The organism is Oculatella sp. FACHB-28, assembly GCF_014696015.1.
In the GTDB taxonomy this organism is placed as follows: Bacteria; Cyanobacteriota; Cyanobacteriia; order Elainellales; family Elainellaceae; genus JAAUTN01.
In genome coordinates, this window is sequence record NZ_JACJPJ010000095.1 from 156,227 (window position 1) to 168,811 (window position 12,585).

Here is a 12,585-nt window from a genome sequence, read left to right on the forward strand (position 1 = left end):
CATCTTTTACCCTTGCGCTGCCGCCTCAGTCTTTGCCTTATCAAGTTTCAGCACTAGTACGCCTAACGGTGGCAAACACAGATCAATCGAGTAAGGGCGATTGTGGTAAGACCATTCCTCTGCCCACTTACCGCCCAAGTTGCCCATGTTGCTACCGCCATATTCCCGCGCGTCACTGTTAAACAGCTCTGTATAGAAACCAGGTTGAGGCACACCGACCCGATAGTGGGAATGGGGCTGGGGGGTAAAATTGCAGACCGTAACCACAAAATCTTCAGAGTCCTTAGCTTTGCGAATGAAGGAAACGACGCTGTGGCGATTGTCGCTACAGTCGATCCATTCAAAGCCGTCAAAGCTAAAGTCATGCGTATACAGAGCTGGCTCGTCGCGATAAAGCTGATTTAACTTGGTAATAAAATGCTTCAGCTTTTGGTGCGGCTCGAACTGGAGCAAATGCCATTCCAGGTCGCCCCAGACATTCCACTCGCTCCACTGCCCAAACTCCATGCTCATAAACAGTGTCTTCTTACCCGGATGGGTAAACATGTAGGCATAGAGACAGCGCAAATTAGCAAATTTCTGCCATTCGTCACCTGGAATCTTGCCGATCATGTTGCTCTTGCCATGCACCACCTCATCGTGGGAGAGCGCCAGCATAAAGTTTTCGCTGAACGCATACATGATGCTGAAGGTGACATTGTTTTGATGGAACTGGCGGAACCACGGGTCCATGCTGAAGTAATCGAGCATGTCGTGCATCCAGCCCATATTCCACTTCAGGTTAAAGCCCAAGCCGCCAACGTAAGTGGGCCAGGAAACCATTGGCCAGGAGGTCGACTCCTCGGCGATCGAGAGCGCTCCAGGGAAATAGCTAAACAGAGTATGGTTGGTCTGGCGGAGGAAATCGGCTGCTTCAATATTTTCTCGTCCGCCGTACTGGTTCGGCAGCCATTCACCGGGTTCGCGGCAGTAGTCAAGGTAAAGCATGGAGGCAACCGCATCTACCCGAATGCCGTCAATGTGGTACTTGTCAAACCAGAACAGGGCATTGGCAACCAGGAAGTTACGCACCTCATGGCGGGCATAGTTGAATACCAGCGTTCCCCATTCTTTGTGTTCACCTTTGCGGGGATCGGCGTGTTCGTATAGGTGGGTGCCGTCAAAGTTAGCCAATCCATGTCCGTCTTTAGGAAAGTGCCCGGGCACCCAGTCCACGATTACGCCAATGCCGTTTTGGTGGCACTGGTCAATAAAGTACATCAGGTCTTCCGGACTGCCATAGCGCGAGGTGCAAGCATAGTAGCCCGTCACTTGATAGCCCCAGGAACCATCAAACGGATGTTCAGCGATTGGCAGTAGCTCGATGTGGGTAAAGCCCGTCTCCTTGACATAGGGGATCAGCCGATCTGCTAGTTCTCGGTAGGTCAGGAAGCGTGCTCCAGGCTTGAGTTCTGCCACAATGACGACGGGTTCGTCTTCGCCTGTGAGAGATTTGGCGGGTTCGGCGGCTGAAGCGTGTAGCCAAGAGCCAAGGTGAACTTCGTAAACTGAGATCGGCTGAGTCAGGGGGTCAGAGTGACGACGCTGTTCCATCCAATCGCGATCGCCCCATTCATACCGATCCAAATCCGCCACAATAGAAGCCGTCTTAGGACGCACTTCCTGCTGAAATCCATAAGGATCAGACTTCTCGTAAATATGACCCGTCTCATTCTTAATCTCGTACTTATAGCAGTCACCAACTTTTAGCCCAGGCACAAACAGTTCCCAAATGCCGCTCGAACCTCGGCGCATCTGATGCTTACGACCATCCCAATAGTTGAAATCGCCCAAAACGGAAACGTTTCGCGCATTTGGTGCCCAAACTGCAAAATAAACGCCTTCAACCCCTTCAATTTCGGTCAGGTGAGCGCCTAACTTTTCATAAATTCGGTGGTGGTTGCCTTCGGCAAACAGGTGAATGTCAAAGTCCGTTACCCGGGGCGATCGAAACGCATAAGGATCATAGATGACTCGCTCATGCTCCCCTTCCTTAACGCGAAGCTGATAATTAGCAAGTTCAGGGCGTTCTAAAGTGCATTCAAAAAAATGCGGATGATGCACGGTCTGCATTGGGTACTCGGCCCTTTCTTCTGGCAATACCACCCATGCTGCGCTGGCATCAGGCAGATAAGCCCGCACCACCCAGACAGCTTTGCCGTTGTCCTGAATTCGGTGGGGACCTAAAACCTCAAACGGGTCTTGGTGCTGGTTCCAAACAATCCGTTCGATCTGCTCTGGAGCGACAGTCATCGACATGAAACTACCTACCTAAATCGAGTTGTTGAACAGACGTTAAAGGGACTTCAAAAATAAAAGATTACTCTTTTGGGTTTAACTTAGCTGCTTACTAATACAGGAATAGGGAAACCCCCAGAACCTGCCACTACTGCTGATAAAACTAAATCCAGCCAGTCTTCACATCAGTCTAGGGATGCAATCCTGGCGGATGGGGTCAGTTAGATGTCATCCATCTAAGGAAAGGAGGAGAATATAAAGAATATGTAAGCATCTGTAATAAACCGTAGCAAATAGCGGTTAAAGTCTCAAATGTCGCATGGGAGAAATATTGGAAAATCCGTCTCTGCATCTCTTTTGCCTCTGCGTCTCTATAGTAGTGGTGCTAGGTCAACAACTGTGATAAAGATTTTGAGGCATTGCTGAATTGGGCAATTGCCAGCGCTTCCAGGTAAAACAGCATTGTTGAAGCTGCACTAGAATGAAGTATTGAGGAATTAACAGCCAGACGGGCTGGCGGATTTTTATATGTCTTTGCCTATAGTTGCTATTATCGGTCGCCCCAATGTGGGCAAGTCTACGCTTGTCAATCGTCTGGCAGGGGGAATGGATGCGATCGTACACGATGAACCCGGAGTGACCCGCGATCGCACCTATCGAGAAGCCTTTTGGCGCGATCGCGAATTTTCAGTCGTAGACACAGGCGGTCTGGTCTTTGACGACGACACCGAATTTCTGCCGTTGATTCGAGAGCAGGCAATGGCGGCTCTCGCAGAAGCCAGCGTGGCGATTATGGTAGTTGATGGTCAGGAGGGTCCAAATGCTTCTGATGAAGCGATCGCCACTTGGCTCAGGCATCAGACTGTTCCTGTACTGCTTGCGGTAAACAAATGCGAATCGGTCGAACAGGGGGCAGTGCAAGCGGCAGAATTTTGGAGTTTGGGGTTAGGCGAACCCTATGCCGTTTCCGGTATTCATGGCAGCGGCACAGGCGATTTGCTGGATGCACTGATGATGTATCTGCCCGCCACAGAAGAATTGCCAGAAACAAACGAGATTCGAGTGGCGATCGTCGGTCGCCCTAATGTGGGCAAATCTAGTCTGTTAAACGCCTTTGTGGGAGAAGCTCGGGCGATCGTCAGCCCCATCTCGGGCACCACTCGCGATGCGATCGACATGGTGGTCGAGCGTCAGGGGCAAATCTATCGCCTGGTTGATACCGCAGGCATTCGTAAAAAGAAGCAGGTCGAGTACGGCCCTGAATTTTTTGGCATCAACCGTGCCTTTAAAGCAATTCGACGGGCTGATGTAGTGCTTCTAGTGATTGATGCCATAGACGGTGTGACCGAACAAGACCAAAAGCTAGCCGGACGAATTGCCGAAGACGGACGTGCCTGTGTCGTCGTCGTGAACAAATGGGATGCTGTCGAAAAAGACTCCTACACTATCTATGCCTACGAAAAAACGGTGAAAGATCGACTGCACTTCACCGACTGGGCTGAAACCATTTACGTCAGTGCCATGACCGGACAACGGGTAGAAAAAATCCTGGAACTGGTCAACATTGCCGCAGAACAACATAAGCGTCGCGTTTCAACTTCCGTCATTAACGAAGTGCTGGAAGACGCGGTCAAGTGGCACACGCCTCCCACAACCCGACAGGGACGACAGGGCAGAATCTACTACGGCACTCAAGTGACCAGTCAACCCCCGACGATCGCCCTGTTCATCAATGATCCCAAGCTGTTTAACGACAACTACCGCCGCTACATCGAGCGCCAGTTCCGCCAAAGCCTTGGCTTCAACGGCACCCCTGTTCGCCTCCTCTGGCGCGGCAAGAAAATGCGCGAACTAGAGCGAGGCGCGAATCGGGCAACGAAGGTTAAAGGGTGAATCTGGGGCTGAGGACTGGGGAAAGAGGGAGAAGGACGCAAAGAGCAGGAGGGGATTACTTTTCTGCTTTTTAGAGTCTTTTGGTGGTGTTGCACATTTGACGAATAATTTTCGTGGGGCACGGCAATGCCGTGTCCCTACGGTGGGCGATTCGCGTATTAGGAATTTCCGCATCATTCTCAATTTGTGCGATGCCCTTTTGGCGACTTCTCTTTGAAAAATTGCCCAATGTTTGCAACGCTGTAGACTGGACTGAGCCTGTGAAACTTAGACATTGCACAGATAGGGATTTAACAATCTCAAACTCCTGCAATCACAAGATTAGGCAGGTTAAGCCCATCTCCCCTGTTGGGTTCCGCTGCACTTCACCCAACCTACGGTTCTGCTATCTGTAGGTTGGGTGGAGCAGAGCGAAACCTAACACTTTAGACTTGCCGTACTACTACCGTTCTACAATTCCGTGATCTTCCTTAGCCCCCAAGCCCCTAGCTCCTAGTCCCTAATTACCCTCATGGATCTGCTGCGATCGCTCCCAATTGGGCTTTATCTCGAACAACCCGTCACCTGGCTCCATCGGATTGATCCCCGAATCAAACTGGTCTGGCTATTTGGATTTTTGCTCTCGCCGATTTCAGCGGGTCCAATTTGGCGGCTTTCACTGGTTGGCTGGCTGCTGCTGTTGACGCTGGCGACCCGAATTCCGTTTCGGGTTTGGCGGCAACAGATGGGGTTGGTGATCATCTTTAGCCTCCTGCTGTTTTTTGTCACCATGCTGGCTCCAGACGGCTTAAATGTAGGTCATCAGGGTCGGTTGCCCGAGAATGAACTTGCTTTTGTAGAAGCAACGTTAGAACCTACAGATGCGGCGGTGGAGGTGGCAGCTAGTGGATTGCCTCAGCCCACGGGCTATCAATATGTGCTGATTGAGCAGTCCCGAATTACGGTGACGCGGCGATCGCTAGAGTTAGCCATTCGCGCTGGGACGCTGATGTTTGTGCTGATCTACAGTACGAATTTGTATCTGCTGACCACTGCTCCCGAAGAGATCACCGCCGGACTGGATAACTTGATGCAGCCGTTGCGTCGATTTAACGTACCCGTCACTGAAATCGTGCTGACGTTGACGCTATCGCTGCGGTTTATTCCGCTGGTGCTGGAGGAAATTCAGAATTTGGTGCGATCGGTTCGCACTAGAGCGATCAACTGGAAAAAATTGGGGCTTCGCGGCACGACGCAGATTTGGCTGGTGATTTCTGAGCGGCTGTTAGACAACCTGCTGCTGCGGGCAGAGCAAATTGCTAGCGCCATGCAGGTGAGAGGGTTTACCAGTCCCAATCAGCATCAGGTGCGCTGGTATCAATTTCGGCTGCGGCTATTAGATTGGGCAGTGCTGCTGGGTGCAGGCGCATTTTGGAGTGCCCGTTTTTTCTGGGGCTATCTGTGAGGGGCAATGCTGCAATCGATTCAACCTTGGCACTGGCGATCGCTTCCCCTTAACCAGCGCACTGGCTCAGACGTATTTGAGGCGCTGTTTCACCGTCCAGGTGGAGCTGCTGAAACTGGAGTGGGGGCGATCGCCACCCTGCTAGAAAGTCCTTCTGCTACTTCTACTGCCTCTACTTCTTCCCTTGCGCGATACTCCATTTGTGCCGGAGCGCCCCGCTTTCAACAGGGGAAACCGCAGGTCTGGACACCCGCTGTCGGCAAGATTTTGCCTCAATTGCGACAGCTACTCCAGCATTCAACCACTCTGGAGATTCCCGATCCTGAACTTCCCTTTACCGGAGGCTGGCTGGGCTGGCTGGGCTACGACCTTGCCTGGGAAATTGAGCGGCTCCCCTCGCTCAACTTCGACCCTCTCCCCTTTCCGGTTGCCTACTGGTACGAGCCAGACCAATTTGCCATCCTCGACCACCACAGCCAAACCCTCTGGCTAGCCGCCACCCATTCCTCTCAACTCGACACCCTTCAATCACGCTTAGAAAACCCTCCACCCGCCATTCCCCAATCCCTAATCCCTAATTCCCATCCACTCCCCACTCCCCACTTTCACACCTCTCAAGCCGACTACGAAGCCGCTATTCTTCAGGCTAAAAAATACATTCAAGCCGGAGACATTTTTCAGGCAAACCTCTCTCTGCGATTTGAGACTCAGACTCTGGTAGATAACTGGTCAATCTACCGAGCCCTTCAGCAGATCAACCCTTCCCCCTTTGCTAGCTATTGGCAGACACCGTGGGGAGCGATGATTAGCTGTTCACCAGAGCGATTAGTAGAATTGCGGGGACGCGAGGCTCAGACTCGACCAATTGCCGGGACGCGATCGCGAGGCAACACCCCAGAGCACGATCGCCAGCAGGCTCAAGACCTGCTCGACAACGCTAAAGAAAATGCCGAGCACATCATGTTGGTTGACCTGGAGCGCAACGACCTGGGGCGGGTTTGCGAATGGGGATCGGTTACCGTCGATGAACTGCTGACGATCGAAAGCTATAGCCATGTGATGCACTTAGTCAGCAATGTCAGAGGCAGACTTCACTCAGACTGTGATGCGATCGCCTTGATTCGGGCTTTGTTTCCGGGTGGCACAATCACAGGCTGTCCTAAAGTTCGCTGTATGGAGATCATTGAAGAACTGGAACCTGTTCGCCGCAACTTGTTCTACGGTTCCTGCGGCTATCTGGACTGGCGCGGCAACCTAGACTTAAATATTTTGATTCGTACCCTTCTCTCCGCCCCTGCTTCATCGCTGTCAGTTCCGACAGAGAGTGCAGTGAGCGGTCGAGGAAATGTGATCTGGGGACAGGTAGGAGCGGGGATCGTAGCAGATAGCAACCCAGAATTGGAGTGGTTTGAAGCACTACACAAGGCACAAGCACAACTAGCTGCACTAGCAATCAAATCTCGTAGTGTCGAGACTTATCAAGAGAAATAAACCCAGAAATGCCCTGATTTTGATAACATTTGATCAGGCTTTCTACAAATTTCTATAAATTAGGAAAAAGTAGCAAAGTCGACATAAATTAAGCAACGGTAAGTAATGTCCAGCCAGCGTTTTGACATCTACCTTCTAAATTTTTGCGTTTGGTTAGACCCGTTTTTTAACTTAATTCCCGATCCTATTGCTGCCACACAGCCCAAATTTGAATGAGTACCGAAACTTATCTAAATCATCCAACATTTGGTTTGCTGTTTAGGGTCTGTCTCGTCGAAGAAAGCCGCGAACTGTTTGCTACACTCTACGCCCAACGATTGTTCTTTCTAGTTACTACCGGACCAGAGGGAGTCCAGTTTGAACCAGTGGGTCGCAGTGATGCTCGAATTCTGGTTGAAAATCGCCTCCGCAATCTGCGCCGTCTGGGGCAGCAGCAAGAATATAGCCAGCTTCAGGCGGCATACAAACAAACTTTTCATTAGATTCTGCCTCGTAAATGGGGGCTACAGATAAAAGGGCACCCTGCTGAGCAGGGTGCCCTTTTATCTGTAGTCTCTTTTAAGAGAAACGTTGTGATTTGCGCTCAGTTACCGCAATAAACAATCAGGTCAATTTCTACATTGCCCTGACCTGCCAGCCCCATCACTCCAACAGTAGTACGACTGGGACGGCGACTGGCGTCAAAGTAAGACGCAAATACCTCATTGACAACCGCATAGTCTCTAAAATCAGTGAGAAACAGACGAGCCATCACAACGGTGTCAAAGCTCGCGCCAGCATGGTCAAGCACAAGCTTCAGGTTTTCCATCACTCGCTTGGCTTGCTCAGCAATGGGTCCGAGAATAATCTCGCCACTTTCTGGATCTTCTGACAACTGCCCCGTTACAAACAAAAAATCACCTGCCCGCACAGCATGGGAGTAGGGAGCTGGAGGCGGCAGCAGGTTATCTGGAAGCGTAATGAATTCAAGCATGGGCTACAGCGGTTTCGCGACTAAAGTTCCGGGTTCTTGCTGAATTGGCAGCACATCTAAAGTATCAGTTTGGGCGCAATATTTCAGGTCATCAATTACTCCCAAACGCAGCAATCGCTGACCGTGACTGGCTTGGTGCAGTAACTCTAGCAGCTTGTCTTGCCACTGCGTATACAGGGCGATCGCCCCCACAACTTCATCGTTACCAGATAGCTCTTTTAGGGAAAGCCCCGTTTGAGTTAGCAAACTGTGGGCGATCGCGCCTGCACAAACCGTATCTTCTAAAGAAAAGCTACCTTCCCAGCCAGAGCCAGAAATCCAAACGGTTTCAGGCTGGTGGCTGAGCAAATATTGCACGACCGCATTTCGGTTGACTAGCGCAGCCGTCAACACGACCGGGGCATTCTGAATGCGCTCTAGACAGCGAGTGCCATTGGTGGTGCTGATAAATAGCCGTTTGCCGCTCACCCGTTCTGGGGTACAGTCCAAAGGCGAATTTCCTAAATCGCACCCTTCGACCGTAGCTCCCCCCCTTTCACCTGCGCGGAGTCGTTTGTCGGATGGCCACGCTTCACTGGTTTGCATCAACTGGTCGATGCTGCTAAAGACCTGAACCGCTTCAGCACCATTTGCCAAGGCAGTTGCCATCGTCGTTGTAGCACGAAGCACATCAATGGCGATCGCACAATCAGGCACGTTATCACTAGGGGTAAGTTCGGGTGTATGGAAAACAAATAGCTTCACGAGTTGGCGCACCTGGGTTGAGAACTGCCGAAAACCATTCTAGGGTGATTAGGGTAGCAAATTAGCATTAAAGTTATTTCGGTGAATCAGTAGGAGCATACTCGGAAAACATGAAAGGGGGAAGCAAATATCAGCCACTACTGGACTACTTGCTTCGGAGCGATCGCCCTGAAGTCACGCTAACCTTTGTTGAAATTGAAGCAATCATGGCTGAAAAGCTGCCTGAATCTGCCCGTACCCATCGCGGCTGGTGGAGCAACCGCAGCAAAGGAGCCCTGCAAGCAACCTCCTGGATGAACGCAGGCTTCCTGGTCGCAGCGCTCGACCTGGATTCCGGAAAAGTCACCTTTCGCAAACCGCCAACTCAGTACATCGTGAAGCGCGTCGGCGACACCGTGATCTGGCACAGCGACTTAATCAAGGCACTCCGACAACATATGCAACTGTCGCAGACCGAGTTTGCCGAAAAGCTGGGCGTGCGACAGCAAACGGTAAGCGACTGGGAAACGAGGGTGTATGATCCCCGTCTGTCTACTTCAAAACATCTAACAATCGTGGCAGAGCAGGCTGGCTTTGAATATGTAGAAGAAAACGGACAGACTTATTCAGAAAACTCTTAACCAGCCTCTTCTCAATTGGATGACAGCCATTCGGCATTCGGTTGACACGATACGCATAAGCGTGTATTGTGCCAATACTGCCCAATGAGCCAGTTTTCACAGCCATACCTTACAGCTATCTACCTTATAGAGAGTGTGCTCCCCCCAACTCTCCTGTAAGGTGCGGTGAAAATTCAGCAATTTTCTACTGGAATAGACCAGCGATTTTCTACTGGCTTTGCAGTGCAATGTCTTTACAGATATCTTTGCAGTGCAATGTCTCAGACTTCGCCTGTATGAATGCTGCAAAGTGAAGCCTTTCATCGCTTGCTCTATGCTCCCTGGGGGCATGGCAATGCCATGCCCCTACTGAAGGGATTGAGATCCGTGAATCATACCCGCATTCAGCAACGCCATCTCCAGCACTTCACGCTTGTTTGTCGCAGTGCCACCTCTGAAAACCCAGTTAGTACAAAAATACTATAATTAATAAAAAGGTTAACCCCGGAGGTGTTAGCCAGTGGATGCTAAATACAAAGCTGTTTCACGCAAAGGGCTAGTGATTTCACGCACGCCGACAACTGAAATTCGCCCTGGAGGAATCTTTAAGTACGTGGGGGCAGATCAAGGCTACGCTAAGCGGCTACCAGGGTACGTTTTGATTCACAAAAACAATCCTGAATACAAAATGCTGAAGCGAGAAGACGGTTTTCCGGAAGTTGCCTATGACATGACAATGGTAGAAGCACTGCCTCAGGATTACTGCTTGTTTTGGGTGGAGAAGGCTGATTTGCGATCGCTCACTCCAGAAGAGCACCAGGAAGCACTAACCCAAATGGGCATCGAGATACTGGAGCCAGAGTTAGAACCCGAACCCCATTCAGAACTGCAATCGGTTCAATAGTTTATAGGGGCTTAGTGTTGCCGAATGAAGGGATCGTAACGGGCGATCGCTCTGTTGCCCTGGTTTCAGGCATGAGCTATCTAAGGCTCAAAACAATAAGCCCTAACCTCGCGGTCAGGGCTTTGTTTTTTATATGCCAACCTTATAAAGCGTGGTTGGCGGCTTTGGTATAGATGTATCATCCTGCTTTCTTTTGTTCTGGCATAGTCGGTGATCTACCCGTCCTTATGGGTAGATATGGGCAAAACAAAGAGTAATCACGCTCCTGTATTGGAGCACAATTTCTAACCCAAAGTTTTGCAATTTCTGCCAGATGAGAGAAAGAGAAAAACTACTTGATCAGCCTTGATAGAGCAAGTGTGTTTTCCACTGTGACTATGAAAGATGTGCAAGCTAAACCCCATACCCACCAAGCGCTTTTGGCAGGACTGACCGTGCTTCTGGTTGAGGATGAGCCTGACATTGCTGAACTATTTACGTTCATTCTTGAAGATTACGGAGCCGAGGTTATCCTATCTAACTCTGCTATTAAAGCTTTAGGGAGGTTGGGAGAACGACGACCAGACATTCTAGTGAGCAACGTCAAGCTTCCTGAAGAAGATGGACGTTGGTTGATTGAACAAATCAGGCAACTGGAGGGCATATGGAGCGAACTTCCAGCCATTGCTGTCACGTCCTATACCAGGGAGTACGACGCTGAAGGAGCATTAGAATCAGGCTTTCAACGCTTTATGCCCAAGCCCATAGACCCAGATGAGTTAGTTCAAGAGATTCTCAAACTTGTTGGGAGAGGCAAGGCAGAAAAGAATGAGGACAATAGCTAAAGCCTTGTATAGGAATTCTCAATTGCAGGGCATACAGCAGTAACGCGCTGTGCCATTGCTGTATGCCCTGCTTTGTAGTCCACTCAAGCAAGAACCGCTATATTTCAACGGAGAGGGTGGGATTCGAACCCACGGTACCTTTCGGTACACTCGATTTCAAGTCGAGCGCATTCGACCACTCTGCCACCTCTCCTTCAGACCTCTTATCTTAACCTGAGTATCTGCATTGGCGAAACCATCCTGATTGTAGGACAGGAAGGTTTTTCTGTCTTAAACCCTTAAGAATCTGCTACTTCATACCGCTTCTATATGAAGCTGCCTAGTTCAAAACGCTCCAAACTACGCAGCCTTGAAGAGAATTGGTATCAGTCATTCTCAAGTAGATGCAAGTTGTGCAACTGGATTAACCTGATAAAGAATTTGCTCAGAATGAATGTCGAAATCTTGATTGAGCCAAGTCAGGGTAATTTGCGAAACTACGCCTGACTGAAGCGTGACAAGGGAGAAATTTCGGAGGCGATCGCCCCCTTGCTCCACAATTCGAGGCACGCTCGCTGCATTCAGGTAGACCGTTCCTTCGGGGCTAGTGTGAACCATTTTGCGAAGCTGGGTCTTGGTGTGACGCAGCCTATGGTGCATGTGCCCAAAGGAAACTAGAGGAATCTTTTTCTGAGACAGACGGACTTGAGCGATCGCCTCTGCCAGGTCAGGATCGCCATAGTCACCGCCAATCGGCTGCCAATCTCTACCACAAGGATCTTCGGCTTTGTCACCCAAGCCGATTGGTCCACAGTGCCCAATAAAAATCAGGGCATCTTCAGTAGCACTTTCAGCCGCCGCTAAGATTTTTGCGGTCGATTCTGCAAAACTGCTGACTCCGTAACGTTCCTGATAAAACTCTTGATTTTTCCAAGTAGAGCCGCCCCAGCTAAAGGGACGACCTCCCACCACGGTCAGCCCCAATTTTGGTAAATCTAGCTTGCCGTAACCGACATGGGCTACTCCCAGCAAATCTATTTGCTGCTGCACTCGGTCTTCTTTTTGGCGGTCGTAGGGACACTTTTTTCTGCCCCATTCCGTAGCGCTGTACCAGGCATCGTGGTTGCCAAAGATGGCGGCTTTAGGAATGTCGAGGGAGGCGATCGCCCGGACAACATCCACTGACTCATTGCCAAAATCACCAAGCAGCAGCACTAGATCCACGCCCAAGTGCTTCAACGCTAGTTCATCATCGGCATCCCAACAGTCATGGACATCTCCAATCACTGCAATCGTGAGTAATTCTGCTTGACCCTGGCTGCTCATGCCAACTCCCTTTATCCTCTGCTGATGTGCAAGTTGTGAGGGCACATTTCAGAAGCGTGCGCCTTTCACAACCCATTTGGGATTAATCCACGATCCCCTTCTCCAGAATAGGCAACGTTAGCTGTTTTTGC

Annotated in this window: 11 protein-coding genes and 1 tRNA gene; 7 read left to right on the forward strand and 5 right to left on the reverse strand. The window is 50.4% G+C overall.

Annotated features, from left to right (window positions below; translation table 11 throughout):
* Nucleotides 1-6 precede the first annotated feature (6 nt).
* Nucleotides 7-2,298, reverse strand: coding sequence for a 1,4-alpha-glucan branching enzyme (gene glgB / locus H6F88_RS26410; protein WP_190645792.1), 2,292 nt, complete (start codon nt 2,296-2,298; stop codon nt 7-9).
* 507 nt (nt 2,299-2,805) lie between these two features.
* On the opposite strand from glgB, the gene der reads away from it, so the two are divergent.
* The 4 genes from der (at nt 2,806) to pipX (ending at nt 7,587) form a co-directional block, all read left to right on the forward strand.
* Entirely contained in the window at nt 2,806-4,170 is a 1,365-nt protein-coding gene (gene der / locus H6F88_RS26415) for a ribosome biogenesis GTPase Der (protein ID WP_190645793.1), read from the forward strand.
* A 511-nt stretch (nt 4,171-4,681) separates the two neighbouring features.
* On the forward strand, nt 4,682-5,614 hold the full coding sequence (locus H6F88_RS26420) for a CbiQ family ECF transporter T component (RefSeq protein WP_190645794.1): 933 nt from the start codon (nt 4,682-4,684) through the stop codon (nt 5,612-5,614).
* A 6-nt stretch (nt 5,615-5,620) separates the two neighbouring features.
* Nucleotides 5,621-7,105, forward strand: coding sequence for an anthranilate synthase component I (locus H6F88_RS26425; protein ID WP_190645795.1), 1,485 nt, complete (start codon nt 5,621-5,623; stop codon nt 7,103-7,105).
* A 212-nt stretch (nt 7,106-7,317) separates the two neighbouring features.
* Nucleotides 7,318-7,587 (forward strand): transcriptional coactivator PipX, encoded by a 270-nt coding sequence (gene pipX / locus H6F88_RS26430; RefSeq protein WP_190645796.1) that lies wholly within the window; start codon nt 7,318-7,320, stop codon nt 7,585-7,587.
* A gap of 101 nt (nt 7,588-7,688) precedes the next feature.
* Here the strand turns inward: pipX and H6F88_RS26435 are convergent, their stop codons facing one another.
* Together H6F88_RS26435 and H6F88_RS26440 are read right to left on the reverse strand one after the other, a co-directional pair.
* The gene (locus H6F88_RS26435) at nt 7,689-8,078 is read right to left on the reverse strand and encodes a RidA family protein (protein WP_190645797.1); all 390 of its coding nucleotides are present in this window, start codon (nt 8,076-8,078) and stop codon (nt 7,689-7,691) included.
* Nucleotides 8,079-8,081: 3 nt separating this feature from the next.
* Nucleotides 8,082-8,822, reverse strand: coding sequence for a 2-phosphosulfolactate phosphatase family protein (locus H6F88_RS26440; protein ID WP_190645798.1), 741 nt, complete (start codon nt 8,820-8,822; stop codon nt 8,082-8,084).
* A 110-nt stretch (nt 8,823-8,932) separates the two neighbouring features.
* Here H6F88_RS26440 and H6F88_RS34180 point away from each other — a divergent pair, with 110 nt between their 5' ends.
* The 3 genes from H6F88_RS34180 to H6F88_RS26455 all read left to right on the forward strand — a co-directional run bounded on the left by H6F88_RS34180 (nt 8,933) and on the right by H6F88_RS26455 (nt 11,149).
* A complete protein-coding gene (locus H6F88_RS34180; RefSeq protein ID WP_190645799.1) occupies nt 8,933-9,442 on the forward strand; it encodes a helix-turn-helix transcriptional regulator in 510 nt (169 codons plus the stop codon).
* Nucleotides 9,443-9,941: 499 nt separating this feature from the next.
* Nucleotides 9,942-10,325 carry a hypothetical protein gene (locus tag H6F88_RS26450; protein ID WP_190645800.1) on the forward strand — a complete coding sequence of 128 codons (384 nt, stop codon included), beginning with the start codon at nt 9,942-9,944 and terminating at the stop codon, nt 10,323-10,325.
* Between the two features lie 377 nt (nt 10,326-10,702).
* A complete protein-coding gene (locus H6F88_RS26455) occupies nt 10,703-11,149 on the forward strand; it encodes a response regulator (protein WP_190645801.1) in 447 nt (148 codons plus the stop codon).
* Nucleotides 11,150-11,257: 108 nt separating this feature from the next.
* Here the strand turns inward: H6F88_RS26455 and H6F88_RS26460 are convergent.
* Nucleotides 11,258-11,342: transfer RNA gene (locus H6F88_RS26460), tRNA-Ser, on the reverse strand.
* Between the two features lie 182 nt (nt 11,343-11,524).
* Nucleotides 11,525-12,454 (reverse strand): TIGR04168 family protein, encoded by a 930-nt coding sequence (locus tag H6F88_RS26465; RefSeq protein ID WP_190645802.1) that lies wholly within the window; start codon nt 12,452-12,454, stop codon nt 11,525-11,527.
* Between the last annotated feature and the right edge of the window lie 131 nt (nt 12,455-12,585).